This window comes from Mesorhizobium sp. P3_A9 (genome assembly GCF_056402975.1).
Genome location: NZ_JBFUGJ010000022.1, coordinates 26,663 through 41,434, shown reverse-complemented (window position 1 = coordinate 41,434; position 14,772 = coordinate 26,663). Strand labels below are relative to the sequence as shown.

The 14,772-nt window shown below is 61.7% G+C and carries 15 protein-coding genes; 7 read left to right on the top strand and 8 right to left on the bottom strand.

Features of this window, described 5'->3' with window-relative positions; all coding sequences use genetic code 11:
* A partial coding sequence (locus AC1DX0_RS06365; RefSeq protein WP_477354677.1) for a hypothetical protein occupies positions 1 to 290 on the top strand: 290 nt, incomplete at its 5' end.
* 24 nt (positions 291 to 314) lie between these two features.
* Here the strand turns inward: AC1DX0_RS06365 and AC1DX0_RS06360 are convergent.
* The 6 genes from AC1DX0_RS06360 to AC1DX0_RS06335 all read right to left on the bottom strand — a co-directional run bounded on the left by AC1DX0_RS06360 (position 315) and on the right by AC1DX0_RS06335 (position 5,699).
* On the bottom strand, positions 315 to 1,436 hold the full coding sequence (locus tag AC1DX0_RS06360; RefSeq protein WP_477354674.1) for an ABC transporter permease: 1,122 nt from the start codon (positions 1,434 to 1,436) through the stop codon (positions 315 to 317).
* 3 nt (positions 1,437 to 1,439) lie between these two features.
* Positions 1,440 to 2,153: an ABC transporter ATP-binding protein gene (locus AC1DX0_RS06355; RefSeq protein ID WP_477354671.1), complete on the bottom strand. Its 714-nt coding sequence runs from the start codon at positions 2,151 to 2,153 to the stop codon at positions 1,440 to 1,442.
* A gap of 16 nt (positions 2,154 to 2,169) precedes the next feature.
* Positions 2,170 to 2,784 carry an ABC transporter substrate-binding protein gene (locus AC1DX0_RS06350; protein ID WP_477222840.1) on the bottom strand — a complete coding sequence of 205 codons (615 nt, stop codon included), beginning with the start codon at positions 2,782 to 2,784 and terminating at the stop codon, positions 2,170 to 2,172.
* A gap of 9 nt (positions 2,785 to 2,793) precedes the next feature.
* Positions 2,794 to 4,002, bottom strand: a complete 1,209-nt coding sequence (locus AC1DX0_RS06345; RefSeq protein ID WP_477222841.1) for a sulfotransferase family protein — start codon at positions 4,000 to 4,002, stop codon at positions 2,794 to 2,796.
* Positions 4,002 to 5,072: a type III polyketide synthase gene (locus tag AC1DX0_RS06340; protein WP_477222842.1), complete on the bottom strand. Its 1,071-nt coding sequence runs from the start codon at positions 5,070 to 5,072 to the stop codon at positions 4,002 to 4,004. Before AC1DX0_RS06340 ends, AC1DX0_RS06345 begins: the two co-directional genes overlap by 1 nt.
* A gap of 117 nt (positions 5,073 to 5,189) precedes the next feature.
* Positions 5,190 to 5,699: a hypothetical protein gene (locus tag AC1DX0_RS06335; protein WP_477354686.1), complete on the bottom strand. Its 510-nt coding sequence runs from the start codon at positions 5,697 to 5,699 to the stop codon at positions 5,190 to 5,192.
* Here AC1DX0_RS06335 and AC1DX0_RS06330 point away from each other — a divergent pair.
* Entirely contained in the window at positions 5,595 to 6,086 is a 492-nt protein-coding gene (locus tag AC1DX0_RS06330; RefSeq protein ID WP_477354683.1) for a hypothetical protein, read from the top strand. The two genes, AC1DX0_RS06335 and AC1DX0_RS06330, sit on opposite strands and share 105 nt — an antisense overlap.
* Positions 6,083 to 7,255, top strand: coding sequence for an NAD(P)/FAD-dependent oxidoreductase (locus AC1DX0_RS06325; RefSeq protein WP_477354668.1), 1,173 nt, complete (start codon positions 6,083 to 6,085; stop codon positions 7,253 to 7,255). The genes AC1DX0_RS06330 and AC1DX0_RS06325 overlap by 4 nt, the downstream gene beginning before the upstream one ends.
* A 37-nt stretch (positions 7,256 to 7,292) precedes the next feature.
* On the opposite strand, the gene greA is transcribed toward AC1DX0_RS06325, so the two are convergent.
* Both greA and AC1DX0_RS06315 read right to left on the bottom strand, forming a co-directional pair.
* The gene (gene greA, locus AC1DX0_RS06320; RefSeq protein WP_477222844.1) at positions 7,293 to 7,775 is read right to left on the bottom strand and encodes a transcription elongation factor GreA; all 483 of its coding nucleotides are present in this window, start codon (positions 7,773 to 7,775) and stop codon (positions 7,293 to 7,295) included.
* A 197-nt stretch (positions 7,776 to 7,972) separates the two neighbouring features.
* Positions 7,973 to 8,872 carry a helix-turn-helix domain-containing protein gene (locus AC1DX0_RS06315; RefSeq protein ID WP_477354665.1) on the bottom strand — a complete coding sequence of 300 codons (900 nt, stop codon included), beginning with the start codon at positions 8,870 to 8,872 and terminating at the stop codon, positions 7,973 to 7,975.
* A 420-nt stretch (positions 8,873 to 9,292) separates the two neighbouring features.
* Between AC1DX0_RS06315 and AC1DX0_RS06310 the strand changes: the two genes are divergently transcribed.
* The 4 genes from AC1DX0_RS06310 to AC1DX0_RS06295 all read left to right on the top strand — a co-directional run bounded on the left by AC1DX0_RS06310 (position 9,293) and on the right by AC1DX0_RS06295 (position 14,721).
* The gene (locus tag AC1DX0_RS06310; RefSeq protein ID WP_477222846.1) at positions 9,293 to 11,791 is read left to right on the top strand and encodes an arylsulfatase; all 2,499 of its coding nucleotides are present in this window, start codon (positions 9,293 to 9,295) and stop codon (positions 11,789 to 11,791) included.
* Positions 11,792 to 11,961: 170 nt separating this feature from the next.
* Entirely contained in the window at positions 11,962 to 12,954 is a 993-nt protein-coding gene (locus AC1DX0_RS06305) for a formylglycine-generating enzyme family protein (RefSeq protein ID WP_477354680.1), read from the top strand.
* 50 nt (positions 12,955 to 13,004) lie between these two features.
* Positions 13,005 to 13,976, top strand: coding sequence for a SphA family protein (locus AC1DX0_RS06300; protein ID WP_477222847.1), 972 nt, complete (start codon positions 13,005 to 13,007; stop codon positions 13,974 to 13,976).
* A 217-nt stretch (positions 13,977 to 14,193) separates the two neighbouring features.
* Positions 14,194 to 14,721 (top strand): hypothetical protein, encoded by a 528-nt coding sequence (locus AC1DX0_RS06295; protein WP_477222848.1) that lies wholly within the window; start codon positions 14,194 to 14,196, stop codon positions 14,719 to 14,721.
* Positions 14,722 to 14,772: the final 51 nt, after the last annotated feature.

Sequence of the window (14,772 nt, the reverse complement as noted above, 5' to 3'; positions counted from 1 at the left end):
ACGCCCAGGCGCTCGAGCGCCTGGGCCGCGAGGTCGGCGCGCTGGAAGGCCTGATCCGCCACCAGCCGGTACCGGAAAACGACCGCATGAGCCAACGCTACCGCCAGGAAACGAACACGCTCGCGGCCTTGGCGGAGAAGGATGCAGTGCTGGTTGGGCAGGCGGAGTTGTTGCGCTCGATGCTGGAAGGCGTGGCGGGGGATGCGATGCTGGCGGGCAGGCGCGAGATCGAGGTGGGGATTGCGGCGATCACGGCGACGTTGCGGGAGAGGCAGACGTTTTTGCTGTGAGGCGCCCGCCCCATCGAGCCGGCGTCAGATCCTGCGGAGCGCGTCAGCAGGAAGAAGGCGCGTGGCGCGCCAGGCTGGGTAAAGCGCACCGAGAGGCCCAGCGATGAAGACGAAGATCAGCGCCTGCGCGATCGACCAGCCTGACAAATAAGGCACGATCAGGCCCGCCGCGAACTTTGTCCTCGCCGCCATCTCCATGGTAAGGGCGCCGAGAATGATCCCGATAATCCCGCCGGCTGCGCTCATGATCATGCCTTCGATGAGAATGAGCCGAAGAATTCGCCGCGGAGACCAGCCTAGCGCAGCGAGAACTCCAATCTCGAACGTCCGTTCGTTCACCGCCATCAGGAGTGTATTGGCAACGGCGACAGAGGCCATCGCCATGACAACCAGCGAAATGGTCTGGGCAATCGCCCGAAGCAGATCGAAGATGCGGATGCTGTTGGCAAACTGCTCGGTATCGCCCACCGCGAATCCCGGTGCGGCGGCGATGAGCCTGGTTCGGGCAACGGCGATGTCGTTCTTGTCGAGCGGGCGCTTCAACCTCACCTCGTACAAGGTAAACACGTCCGCCCGCGACAGGAGTTGCTGCAGCCCYTCGAGCGGAACGATCGCGCTGTTCTGGTTCAGCACCGACGAGAACGACGCGATGCCGACAATCCGATAGGGCTGGAACTGCAGCTCGACKGTATCACCGACCCGCTTGTCCARTGCGGTGGCGATCGACTSGCCAAGGATCACSGGCCACGGGTCCCCCGATGCAGGGGGGCGCCCCGCCACAAGGTGCATGTCTTTCCACAGGAAGCTGTCGCTCGGCCAGCCGGCCATGACAATATTCGCGGCGTCGTCAGCGGTGGTGATGTTCARGAGAACGCCCGACACGGCCTCGACGTTYGGCACCGCGGAAAGMCCRGAGCCCARCGAKYTGGGCACGGTGCTGCTCACCAGGTTGAASGCRCYGCGCTGGCTTACCACCAGGTCCGCRCCGTTYTCATCGATTCCSGATGCGAACGAGCGCTGGACGCCGGCGGTCAGGCCGGTAAGCGCCACAAACCCCGCGACCGCCAGAGCGATGCCGAGAACCGTGAGCAGGGTGCGAAGCGGACGCGCAAGGAGACCGCGCAAGGGAAGGGTCAGCTCTGTCATGGGTTAGCTGATCCCCGACGCCGGCGCGGGCGTCGGCATCGCCGCCATTCGGCTGTCCGAACGGATGCGGCCGTCGGAGATCTCGACACGCCGACCGCACAGCGCGGCCACGTCCTCGTCATGGGTCACCACGATCACCGCGGTACCGAATTCGCGATGCGCGTTGCCAATGATGCTCATCACCGACTGGCTCGTCTGCACGTCGAGGCTTCCTGTCGGCTCGTCCGCAACGAGAAGTTTCGGACGGTTGGCAAGTGCGCGCGCAATGGCAAGCCGCTGGCGCTCGCCGCCCGAAAGCTCGGCCGGCCGCAGCGTAGCGCGTTCGGCAAGACCGAAATGGGCCAGAAGTTCGAGCGCGCGAACGCGACGCTGCCGCGCTCCGCYGAGGTTTCCCARCAAMGCCACYTCGATGTTYTCGCKCGCCGAYAAGGACTGGAGCAGGAAGAAGTTCTGGAAAACGATCCCGATCCTGCTCGCCCGCACGGCCGCCCATGCGGCCCTCCCGCTGATGGCCCGTCCTTCGAACCGGACTTCGCCGCGCGTCGGCCGGTCGAGCCCGCAGACCAGGTTCAGGATCGTGGACTTGCCGCTCCCGCTGCGGCCGACAATGGCCACGGTCTCGTCATCCTCGATCGCAAGCGACACACCGTCGACGGCGACAATGCGGCCGCCGTCAAAGTCGCGGCCGACGTTGCTCAATTCGACGAGGAGGGACATGAGCACAAGCGAGGCGTCATACCCGGCCTTTCCTGAGATCGGCGACAAGTGCCGGGATCGAGCCGCCATTGCCAGCAAGCAGCTGGGCAACGCGGTCCCGCTGCTGCACGGTCACGGAGCCGCCGTCGACAAGGACATCGCCGATGCAGAGTTGTCCGCGGCAGTGGCGGATGCGCCAGTCCACGGACGTCGGGCCGTGGAGCGGCCGGCGGAATTCGCTGCGCACCAGGATGTCGCCATTAGCCAGCGCCTTTGTGCCGAGCACGGTGAAAGTCTTGTCTTGCGTCCGTTCCAGCCTGTCGGCGAGCCTGTGTGCAATCGCATAAAGCAGCGCATCGGTCACCGAGGCGCGGTCGTCCGCACTTGCGCGACGCCAATACGTCCCGAGCACGGCTTGCGCGATCCCCCTGCCGTCGAACGCAGCGGAGACCGAGCGGAGCTGCCCCTCGGCGGATCCACCGTGCCCAAGCGCAATCGCCGCCTGGCGCACGGTCTCGACCAACTTGACCGCGTCACTCTGTTCATCGGCGGCTGCCGGAAGCGATGAGGCGCAAATCGCGAGTAGCACGGGGACAACCAACAGCCGGGCCAACGCTACCCAGCTTGCGTGCGACCATAGGCGTGCTGTCATGATCCTATGTCATCCAATGCGTTGTTGGCTGTCAACATCGGGCGTCTCGGGAGCATGTAGAGGCGCATGCCCGAAAGCGGCGGCCAACGGTTCGAGGCGAGCGACCCGCGCTTTCTGCCTTTCGCTCAGGTCGGGATGGCTGCTGCGCACCTGCTTGCCGAACGTCGCGGCGACCTGCAGCACCCGCTCTTCGCCGCCGCGCGAAAATGGCAGGCCCAATTCATGGTAGATCCGCTTCATCTCGCCCACGGGATCGGCGGTGAGATCCTGCAGCCGCACTTCGGCSAGGTCGCCAGCTGGAATCCGGGCTCTGTCGGCCAGATAGTGCATCTCTGTCGCGAGATATTCGCGGGTGATGATCTCCTCCTGCTCRTCCTCGGGCAGTGGCGGCTGCAGGGCGAATGCACGYTGCAATTCGCGCGCCAGAAGCAAGTTGGACCGGAACACCGCTTCGGGCGAACGGGAGATGTGGACAAACTTGGCGCCTGGAAACAATTCCTGGAGGTAGCGGACGCGCGCCGTATGGCTCGGCGACTTGAGCAGAAGTCGCCGCCCGCCCGCAACGAGAGCAAGCTTCTGGACGAAAGCGAGCTGATGTGAACGCCAGCGGCTGAACTCGTCCTTCGAAAGCGCGTCGAGATCGTGAAATCGATTGAAGAAGGCTTGCCGGCGGGGAAGGATGGCGCGTCCCGCAAGCACGGACATCCCGCCCAGATTGTTCAACGCGAAGTCGTCCTCCCCCGGCAGCCTGGCGCCYACSGGCACGACCGCGCCGAGGCGCGTCAACGGCAGCAAGGGCACGAAAAAATAGCGCAGGAGAAACCAGCCAGGGACGAATGCCTGAGGGGCCAGGACCTGCGGCCAGCTCGGCGATCTCAGGTCCGGGTCGGCTGCCAGCAGGTTCTGCAAAAACGTCGTTCCGGACCGGAAGTAGCCGAGGACGAACACGGGGGCATTATCCCGTCCCATCCGCGGAGGTCGCAGCCGCAGCCATGCCGCAACGATCGCGCGCTCCGGCAGGGAGGCGACGGTGTTGATGGCCGAAAGCAGCAGCAGCAGCACCAGGCGCGGCCAGTAGGCGGGCGGAATCTGGCCTTGCGCGCGCCACAGGACCCGCAGCACGGCGTCGAGAGGCGCAACGCACATGAAGTGCGGATACGGCAAATAGGGCGCCAGCCGACGGGCCGCGAGCGAGATGTTTTCGTAAAGGGCCTTCATCAGGCAGTCCGGAACATCATGGTCTCGGTGGTCAATCCCGGCCCGAACGCCATGCCGCAGCCGAGCAGGCCTGACGGCTCCTTCAGCATTTCGGCCATCACGAACATCACGGTTGCCGATGACATGTTGCCGTATCGCCGCAGCACTTCGCGCGATGCGGCGAGCGCGCTCGGCTCCAGTTTGAGCGCCCGCTCGACCGCGTCGAGCACGGAGCGGCCGCCGGGATGCACCGCCCACAAGTCGATCTCGCTGGCGGGCCTGCCGCCGAGGATGGCCGCATGCTCGTTGCGCAGCGTCTCGCGAACCGCGCCGGGAACCTGGCCGGACAGCACCATGTCAAAGCCGTCGTCGCGGATGTGCCAGCTCATCAGCTCCTTGCGCTCCGCCGTGACGATGGCGTGGAAGCTTTCCAGCAAGATGCCGTGCGGTTCGGCCGTTACCAGCGAGGCCGCGCAACCGTCGCCCCACAGGCAAAACGAGATCAGCTTCTCAAGCTCGGCGGCTTCCCTGAAATGCAGCGTGCACAATTCGATGTTGACCGTCAGCACGCGGGCGTTCGGGTCGGAGCGCACGATATGGCGTGCCAGCTTCAAGGCGTTGATGGCGGCGTAGCATCCCATGAAGCCGACGATGGTGCGTTCGACCGAATTCGGCAGGCCGCATCGCGCCACCAGCTCCAGGTCGATGCCAGGCGCCGAAAAGCCGGTGCAGCTCGTCACGATCAAATGCGTGATCCGCGAGCGGTCTTCGTCGGCCAGAAGCTCGTCGACGGCCTTTTGCGCGAGCTCAGGTGCCGCGGCTTCGTACATCTCCATGCGGATCGCGGTGCTGGCGAACGAGCCCCTGACCGAGGTGCCGTCGCGGTCGATTGCCCCGCCGCGCGGATCGTCGGCCGGCGCAAAGCAGGAATAGCGATGTTCGATGCCGGCAAGAGCGACCATGCGCTCGAAGACCGTAAGGCGCTGGGCATTGTCTTCAAGCAGCAAAGCTCCATAGCGGAGGTAGAACTCATGCACGTCGTGTTCTGGAACTGACGTGGCAATGCGGTTCAGATACGCTTGAGGGGCCAAAATTGCTCCGACAATGAGCCCGATCGGGTCTCATAAGAGGTCTGGGAATTGGGGAAGCGTTTTCTAAGGCAAACGTCGCCATAAAGCATTTTATTGCGTGGCGCCGATATTTCTTATTTAGCAAACTGTCATACCAGCCTCCAATCCTGTATGAAAGGGACCGAAATTCGGCTTCGCCATCCGGATCGGGTTCATATGCGAATTCCCAAATGAACAGCGCGCGGCCATGAAGGTACGACCGAATTCCATGTGCCGGATTGCCGGCTGAAGCCCCCAAAAATTCCGATCCATCGCATGACCGACATCAACATCCGGCATCTGGAGCCAGAACTCCTCGACGGCCTCCCGGCCGACGATCCCCGTGCGATTGCATCCCGTCGTGACCTCGTCTGGATCAATGCATTGATGTTCCAGGCCAAGTTCATGGCCTCGCTCATGCGGGCCAATGTGCAAACGCCGCCGCTGCGCATCCTCGAACTGGGCGCCGGTGACGGAAAGTTCATGCTGCGCGTGGCGCGGCTGATGGCGCGGCGTTGGCCCGATGTGGAGATCGTCATGGTCGACAGGATCGACCTGATCGGCAAGGATGTGTGCGACGCTTTCGCTGAACTTGGTTGGCGGGCGCAACCTGTAACCGCCGATATATTCGATTGGACGGGAGACAGGCCCTTCGATCTTGTCTGCGCCAACCTKATCCTCCAYCACTTCGACGACRCSCGCCTRCWGSAKCTGTTTKCCCGGATCATGRCGATGGCCCCGCTGCTCGTAGCGACCGAGCCGCTCAGGGCCAGGGGTCCACTTGTCGCGACGCGGTTCCTGCGACTGATCGGCGCCGGTGCGGTGACACTGAACGATGCGACGCAAAGTGTCCGCGCCGGTTTTCGCGGCACGGAACTTTCGCAATTGTGGCAGGCGTCAGGGGGAACCCCGGTGATGGAGGCCCGCAAAGGCCTGTTCACTCAAGGTTTTGTCGGTGCCAGTTTTCCCCGCACAAGCATGCCCGGCGCCAGATGACGCACGACGCAATCATCATCGGTGCCGGCCCTGCCGGCAGTTCCACCGCCATTGCGCTGGCCCAGCATGGCTGGTCGGTGGCGATGGTGGAGAAGGTCGCGTTTCCGCGCCGAAAGGTCTGCGGCGAATTCATGTCGGGCACCAGCCTTGCCTTGCTCGACCGGTTGGGTGTCGGCGACACCTGGCGGGCGGAAGCCGGCCCCGAAATACGCCGCGTCGGGTTCTTTTCCTGCGATGTCTCGGCGCAGGCGCCAATGCCGCGCGCCAGCACAGGTCCCGGCCGCGCTCTCGGCCGCGATCGTCTGGATACCATCCTGTTGCAGGCCGCCGAACGTGCCGGTGTCGAAATTCTCCAGCCTTGCAAGGCTGTCGCCATTCGTCGGCACGAGGATCTTCAGTCCGTGACCGTGGAGACGGACCAGCAACAGCAGGTTTTGAGCGCACCTGTCATAATTGCCGCGCACGGATCCTGGGAAACCGGCAAACTGCCAAGCCAGATTGAACGAACGAGCCAACCYTCCGACCTTTTCGGTTTCAAGGCGCATTTTACCGGCGCGGCACTTGCGCCCGACCTGATGCCGCTGCTGGTATTCCCGGGCGGTTATGGCGGAATGGTAACGGCGGACCAGGGCCGGGTTTCCATCTCCTGCTGTATCCGCCGGGATGTGCTGTCCGGTCTGCGCCAGCGCTGGGGAAACATTGCGGCCGCCGATGCATTGTGGCGCCACGTCGTGGCCTCGTGCCGAGGCGTGGAAACGGTGCTGGCCGGTGCCGAACTGGACGGCCCATGGCTCGCCGCGGGACCGATTCATCCCGGTATTCGACCTGGCTATGACAAGGGCATCTTCCGCGTCGGCAACATCGCCGGTGAGTCACATCCTGTCATCGCCGAAGGGATTTCGATGGCGCTGCAATCCGGCTGGCTGCTTGCGCGAGAACTGGTCGCATCGGGYAAAGGTCACGAGGGCCACGACGAGRCCGGACGCCGCTACGAAAGSGARTGGCGCCGGCARTTCTCGACCCGYTTGCGTGCCTCGGCCTTGATTGCCCGMATAGCGCTCCGRCCTGGSAGCAGGACGGTGATGCGCGCCGTGATCAAGAATTTTCCGGCGGCCTTGACGCTTGGCGCTCGATTGAGTGGAAAGACCCGGCCTGTCCCGGGTTTCTGACGTCAGAGCAGCGCGGCTCACTGACACCGATCTTCCACTAGGAAATGGACAGGATCTCGAGTTCGCGCTGCCCCAGCTGGACAACATCGCCAACGCTCTTGCCAATCAGCGCGATGGCAACCGGTGAACCATGCGAAATGGAAGCTTGCGCCGGGTTGGCCTCATCCTCACCGACGATGCGGAAGGTCTGGGTGCGGCCATCATCGCGCGCGAAGGTAACGGTGTGCCCGAAGCCGATCACTTCATTGGACGTCGGCACCGACATGAGCTGAGCCGTACGCACGCGTTCGGCATAATAGCTGACATCTCGAACCGGAACCGCCGACTGCCGTCGCCTCTCATTGATATCGTCCAGCACGCTGGCGGCCTCGAGAGCCTGCCGGGCGCGAGCCAATTCATCGTGCAGCATCGTGAGACCCGCCTCGGTGACGAGGTTGATCCGATCCGAGATGGGGCGAGCCGGCAGGATGGTTTCCGATGCCGCCTCCGCACTTTCCTCCTTGGCAAAGGCTACGCTCAATGGGTCGCAACTCCGTTTCGAAGACTTTTGGTTAGGGGATAACCCATGGGCGACAACAAAGCTTCAACAATCCGACGGCCGGCTTCGGCGGAATGTCCAAAAAGGGTCGACGGCAGGTCTGCGCGAAGTCGGCGCGCTGCAGGCGCCTAGTCGGCCACCAGCCGGTGCTGGAGCCGGAGTGCAGCTAGCGGATCCTCCTAATACCCGCGCGCCTTGGCAATTGTGGCTGAGGGCAACTCTCCAAATTGCAGCCTGTAGGCGGAAGAGAAGCGCCCAAAATGGGTGAAGCCAAGGAGCGCGGCGACCGCTGTGACGTTCRTATCCTTACCAGGGTGCAAAAGCGCCCTATGGGCAGCGTTCAGGCGCAGCTCCCCCAAAAGCCGTAAGGGCGGGCGTCCAAAGGCCTCGACGCAACTGAGGTGCAGCGTACGCTCTCTTGCGCCAACCGATTCGCACAACTCGGTGACGGTTGGAGGCTCATCAAGACGCTCAAGCAGCAACGAAAGCACCGCACGTGCGATGCGCGCTCGGCTGTGGAACGGCTCAATAATCTCGGCGGACGGGATCAGGCCTAAAATGACATCCGCTATCTGCGCTTCGACATGAGGCAGGGTGCGCGCGCTCCACATATCGTCCGACTTGGCTGTCAGTGTTTGCAGCAAGCTGGACAGAGTCTCGGCTCGCTGGGTCATCTCTGTCGCCGTAACCTGCCATCGCGGCGACGGGAGATCGACATCGACTTTTTCTGCGCCGCGCCGGACTTGCATCCAGTGGTTGATCATCTGGGTCGGCAGCACGGCGATCATCATGGAGGTCGGACCGGTCGCCGACAGACCTACGTCGTCGCGCGAGGTGGCCACTAGGAGTTGACCCGGAGGCGCTGGCCTGCGGCGTATATGGAGCGAGCCTTCTACCGCGAGCGGCAGGCCGAAGACCCACGTACCAGCTGGTGCGCTTCCGCGTTGCAGCACGCCCGTTGAGCGCGTCTCGCGGCCCAGTTGGAGTTGGCCCATGACTAGCTGGGTCAGATCGCCGTGGAAACGCCCGGGGCCGATCTGTTCAAATTTCTGATCCCAGGCATGCGGGCTCGCAGCCATGGCATCCATATCCTCGAATCTACCTTCGACAACCAGAGGTATATCCGGAAACTCATTGTTCAATTTGGAAAACCCAATTCTTCCCGCATGCGAATAGTATAATATGAAATTGCAGAATCTGGATAGTCAAATTCCAGCGGATCGTTAAGCTTCAACAACATCAACGCTGTACGTTCGCTGGAGTCTCTTTGTAAATTCCCCTCCGCTGCCCGCAGATAAACGATATTTTCGTCGTGGTGGCATGAGGGATGCTGCTAGATAAATTTCCGGCTAACCGAATTTTGGCGTCAGCTATTCTTCGGCCGTAGATAGCGTTGCCTGCAAATTGAGGAGACTTGACTCATCCGGAGCCGCACTTTTTCGGCAACGGACAACGACACTCGCTGCAGCTTCGACTGCATCACTGAGGGAGGACGCACCATGAGCAATGACCATTCCGACAAGGAACCAAAATCCAGTTCGCCGCAGCGCGAAGGCATAAGGCGCCGCGATCTCCTGCTCAGTGGTGCCTCTTTGCTGACCGCCGCGGCCATGTCAGGTGGCGCCGTGGCCGTGTCGACGACGCCAGTAGCGGCACAGGAGACCAAGCCGACGCCGGGTCCGGCCGTCGATACAACAGTCGACCGGACCGCCCTGCCGATCGCGGAACCGACCTATCCACCGATCACCGAACTCGACGCCCGCAACGTGAAGGCACCGCCGATATTCCAAGTCACGGCTCCGGTCGGCGCTCCCAACGTCATCGTGATTCTGCTCGACAATTTCGGCTACGCCGGCTCCACGACAATGGGTGGTGTCATAAACCTGCCGACCCTGGATCGCCTCGCCAAGGAGGGGCTGATCTACAACAACTTCCACGTGAATCCGATCTGCTCGGCGAGCCGCGTGTCGCTGCTGACGGGGCGCAATTGTCATAGTGCGAACATGGGGACCATCTCAGAGATGTCGACCGGGTTCCCCGGTCAGACGTCCATGCTCCCGAACAGCGTTGCGCCGCTCGCAAAGATTTTGAAACACAACGGCTACAGCACGGCGATGTTCGGTAAGTGCCACGAATACGTCGCTTGGGAAAGCGGCCTCACAGGACCGTTCGACCAGTGGCCCACCGGCCTCGGATTCGAAAGATTTTACGGCAACGTAATTGGAGAATCGGATCAATTCTATCCGGTAGCTCACGACAACACGACGCTGGTTCCCACATCGAAAGACCCGAACTACTACTACCAGACCGATATCGCGAACCGTGCCATCGAATGGATTAAGGCACAAAAAACCCTCAACCCCGACAAACCCTTCTTTGTGTACTACCCAGCACAAGGCATGCATGATCCAGTGCAGATGCCAGACTCCTGGAAGGACAAGTATAAGGGCAAGTTCGATCAAGGTTGGGACAAGTACCGTGAGGAGATCCTGGCGCGCCAGAAAAAGATGGGCATCGTCCCGGAGAACACCCAGCTCACGCCAAAAGCCCCTATTGCCGACGACTGGGACAGTTTGAGCCCCGATGAGAAGAAGGTCTGTGTCCGCTATCAGGAACTCTTTGCGGCATTCGCCGAGCTGACGGACTACGAGATCGGCAGGGTCATCCAGGCTGTCGATGACATGGGGGCGCTGGACAACACGCTGATCATCTATGTCACCGGCGACAATGGTGCGAGCCCCAACGGCGGACGCATTGGCGTGCACAACACCATGAGTACGTTCAACCAATCGCCGGAGACACTTCAATTCCAGCTTGATCACCTCGATGAGGTAGGGGGGCCGCACTCCGCGATGACGCCACCGGCCGGCTGGTCGTTTGCCGACAATACCCCGTTTGCATTTTCGCAACTCCACACCCAGTACGGCGGCACCACCAACGCTGCAATTGTCAGCTGGCCCAAGGGAATCAAGGCGAAAGGGGAGATACGCACGCATTACCAGCACCTGATCGATATCGTACCTACCGTGCTGGAGGCGGCAGGTTTGCCGCAGCCCAAGACGGTAAACGGTGTGCCTCAAAAGCCGATCGAAGGCAGCAGCATGCTTCATACCTTCAACGATGCTCAGGCGGCGTCGTCTCACACAATCCAGTACTACGAAGTGTATGGGAATCGCGGCATCTACAAGGATGGATGGTACGCCGCGACGCTGCACAAGGTGTCGTGGGAGCCAAAGCCCCGCAGTTCCTATGCCGAGGACAAATGGGAACTGTTCAACACGGCGGAAGACTTTAGTTGCGCCATCGATGTGTCAGAGAAATTTCCCGAAAAGCTCAGGGAGCTGCAGGATGCGTTCCTCACCGAGGCGGTGAAGTACAGTGTGCTCCCACTCGACGACCGCGCCCAGGAGCGATTCAATGCCGGACTGGCGGGGCGTCCCGACTATATGGGAGGCCGCACGTCACTAGCCGTCTATCCGGGCATGGTTGGCATGAAGGAGAATGCCTTCATCGACGTGAAGAACCGGAGTTCCTCGGTGACGGCCGAACTGGAAGTCCCGGAGAACGGCGCTTCGGGAGTCATCCTGGCACAGGGCGGTTCGCACTCGGGCTGGAGCCTTTACGTGAAGGAGGGCAAGCCCAAATTCGCCTACAACTTCCTCGGCGTCGTGACGACTATCGCTTCCGACGTGCCGCTGCCTGCCGGCCCTGTCACACTCGTCTACGAGTTTGCCTATGACGGCGGCAAGTTCGGGGCAGGCGGCACAGGAACGCTCTCTATCGGCGGGAAGAAGGTCGCCTCGGGCAAGATCGAGCGCACCATTCCGTTTATCTACGGCGTTGAGACCGCAGATGTCGGCGTGGACCTCTACAGCCCGGTGACGCCTGACTACGCCCAGGGCGACAACGGCTTTACCGGAACAATCAAGAAAGTGACGATCGATGTGAACCCTGGGGGCGGTAGCAAGCAAGACGCCGGCGCGCCGAACCCGGATTGACGTGACCCCTGTTGCGTTTGCCGGTGAAGAAGGCCTGTCCTCGCGAAGCTGGACGCCAGCGAGGACAAACCGCAGATGGGAAAGAATACTCGGATCAAATGACCAGCACCAACCCTGTTGTGAGTTACCCCGATATTCGGGCGTCTCAGGCCACGCCGTTCTCCTCGGAGATGATCTGGATTCCAGGCGGCGAGTTTCTGATGGGTTCGGACAGAGGCTATGCCGAGGAAGCCCCGGCACACCGCGTCCGTGTCGATGGCTTCTGGATGGATTGCTGCACTGTCACCAATGCCGATTTCGAACGCTTCGTCACGGAAACCGGATACGTCACGCTTGCCGAGAGGCCGGTAGATCCGGCGGAATATCCTGGCGCGTTGCCGGACAGGTTGTTGCCATCCTCGACCATCTTCAAGAAACCGGCAGGGCCGGTGGATATGCGTAACCACTATAATTGGTGGATGTATGTCGGCGGGGCAAACTGGCGCCATCCACGCGGACCGGCGAGTACTATCAAGAAGCTGAAGGACCACCCCGTCGTCCACATCGCCTATGAGGATGCCGAGGCTTACTCAGTCTGGGCCGGCAAAGCATTGCCGACCGAGGCGGAATGGGAGTTCGCGGCACGCGGCGGGCTGGAAGGCGCCGAGTATGTCTGGGGTGAAGAACTCACCCTGGGCGGACGGCATATGGCGAATATCTGGCAGGGCGATTTTCCCTATCGCAACACCGTCGATGACGGATACGAATATACCGCTCCGGTTGGGTCGTTTCCGCCCAACGGATACGGCCTTTACGACATGGCCGGCAATGTCTGGCAGTGGACGTCGGACTGGTATCGGGACCACGGCGCGATTGATAGCCCATGCTGTACGGGGACCAATCCACGCGGCGGGGACCGGRAACAAAGCTACGATCCGCGCGAGACCGAGGTGAAGATACCGCGCAAGGTCACCAAGGGCGGTTCGCATCTGTGTGCGCCGAACTATTGCAGACGCTATCGGCCCGCCGCCCGCATGGCACAGCCGATAGATACTTCGATCTCACATCTTGGATTTCGGCTCATCGCACGAAGCCGCGACATTGGCCGCGATGCGGCGAAAGCCGAAAGCGGAAATGCTGAGACCATCGGGGGCACATTCCGGCCTGAGACCGGCGACGACTGAACTTCAATAACGCCTGGGGACGGCGAAGCAATGAAAGTCGAGGGGTACAAATGATCTATCATCGCGTTTTGTTTGCCGCGCTGGCAAGTTCGGTTCTTCTACCGGCGATTGCTCATGCCGATGAGAACGGCGTCAGCTTTTGGCTGCCAGGCCAGTATGGCAGCTTTGCTGCAACGCCCGGCACCCCTGGTTGGTCTTGGGCGACGATTTACTACCACGGGTCCGTTGGGGCAGGCGGAGGTCAGGAGTTCCCGCGCGGTGGTCAGGTCGACGTCGGCCTGAAAGGTCGGGCCAACCTCGTCATCTTCGGGCCAAGCTATACGTTCGAGACGCCAGTGCTGGGGAGCGCGCAATTGACGCTGAGCGCGTTGACCGCAGGCGGCCGCAGCGTGGTCGGCGTAGACACCGTGCTTTCCGGCCCGGGAGGGGTGCCCGTTTCCGGCAGCAGGAGCGACCCGGTTACGGGCTTCGGCGATATCTATCCAACGGCGACACTCAAATGGAACGCCGGCGTCAACAACTACATGACCTATCTTGCCGGCGATATCCCGGTCGGCGCCTACGACGTCAATCGCCTGGCCAATCTCGGCCTCGGCCATGCCGCCATCGATGCCGGCGGCGGTTACACCTACTTCAATCCGGCAAACGGCAGGGAAGCTTCCGCCGTTCTCGGGTTTACCTACAACTTTAAAAACCCCGACACGGATTACCAGAACGGTGTCGATATGCACATCGATTGGGCCGCCGCGCAGTTCCTGAACAAGCAATTTTTCGTTGGAGCAGGCGGCTATTACTACCAGCAGCTTACCGGAGACAGTGGCAGCGGCGCGGTGCTTGGGGACTTCAAATCGCGGGTCGTCGGCATYGGTCCGCAGGTCGGCTACCTGTTCCCGGTGAGCGATAAGGTGCAGGGCGTTTTCAACGCCAAGGCTTATTGGGAATTTGCGCGCGAGAACCGAGCTTCAGGCTGGAACCTCTGGGTGGGGTTCGCCTTCTCGCCCGCCGCGGCAAAGAGCCAATAGCGCTGCGACCGGGCGGAGTCGAACCGTCTTCGTCGCGCCGGCTGCCGGGATGACAAACTCGCGCCGCGCAAGCTGGCCGACAGGACCCGGCGCCTCGGCGAGCTCGAAACGGCCGGGTAGCAACGGCTTCGCCGGCAAGGTGACGCCACAGAAGACAAGCCCTCCTAGCAGCAGGCAACGAAACGGCGACGAACAACACTCAAATAGGGAGACTATCGTGCGGAATTTCATCACTCTCATCGCGGCAACGTCAGTCGTACTTTCATCCGCGGTTGCGGTCTACGCGCAAAGCCAGAATCCCCTTCCCAAGGCTAGCGACGTCCTCGTCCGATACGGGGACGATGTCGAAGGTTGGACCGTCTACGCGAACAAGACGCGCGGAGACTGTTTGATCGTGCGCACAGATGGTCCAAGCGCGGTGCAAATGGGCGTCACGGCAAACCAGCAGGTTGGCTATCTGGGCGTGTTCACGAAGGCGGATATTGGCCTCAAGAACGGGACCAATTCGGCTATCTTCGTCTCACTCGACGGCCATCTCTATAAGGGCGTTGCCACCAGCACGAGCGGGGAACTGAAGGGCGGATACTCAGGCGGATACATCTTGACCGACGACCCCAATTTCAAGCGCGACGTGGCGAAGAAATACGCAATGACAGTGTTTCCGGACACGAAAGGAACGTTTGTCGTCGACCTGAATGGAACTTTCAAGGCGATGGCGGTAGGGCGGAAGTGCCTGGCCCAATGACCTTCCGCTCTGACCATTCATTGCCTTTCTGGCCCAGGAGGACGCAATGAA

What these genes read in the sequence shown, in the direction of transcription:
- AC1DX0_RS06350 (WP_477222840.1), bottom strand. Translation starts at nt 2,784, where the DNA reads ATGACAGCACGCCTATGGTCGCACGCAAGCTGGGTAGCGTTGGCCCGG.
- AC1DX0_RS06310 (WP_477222846.1), top strand. Translation starts at nt 9,293, where the DNA reads ATGAGCAATGACCATTCCGACAAGGAACCAAAATCCAGTTCGCCGCAG.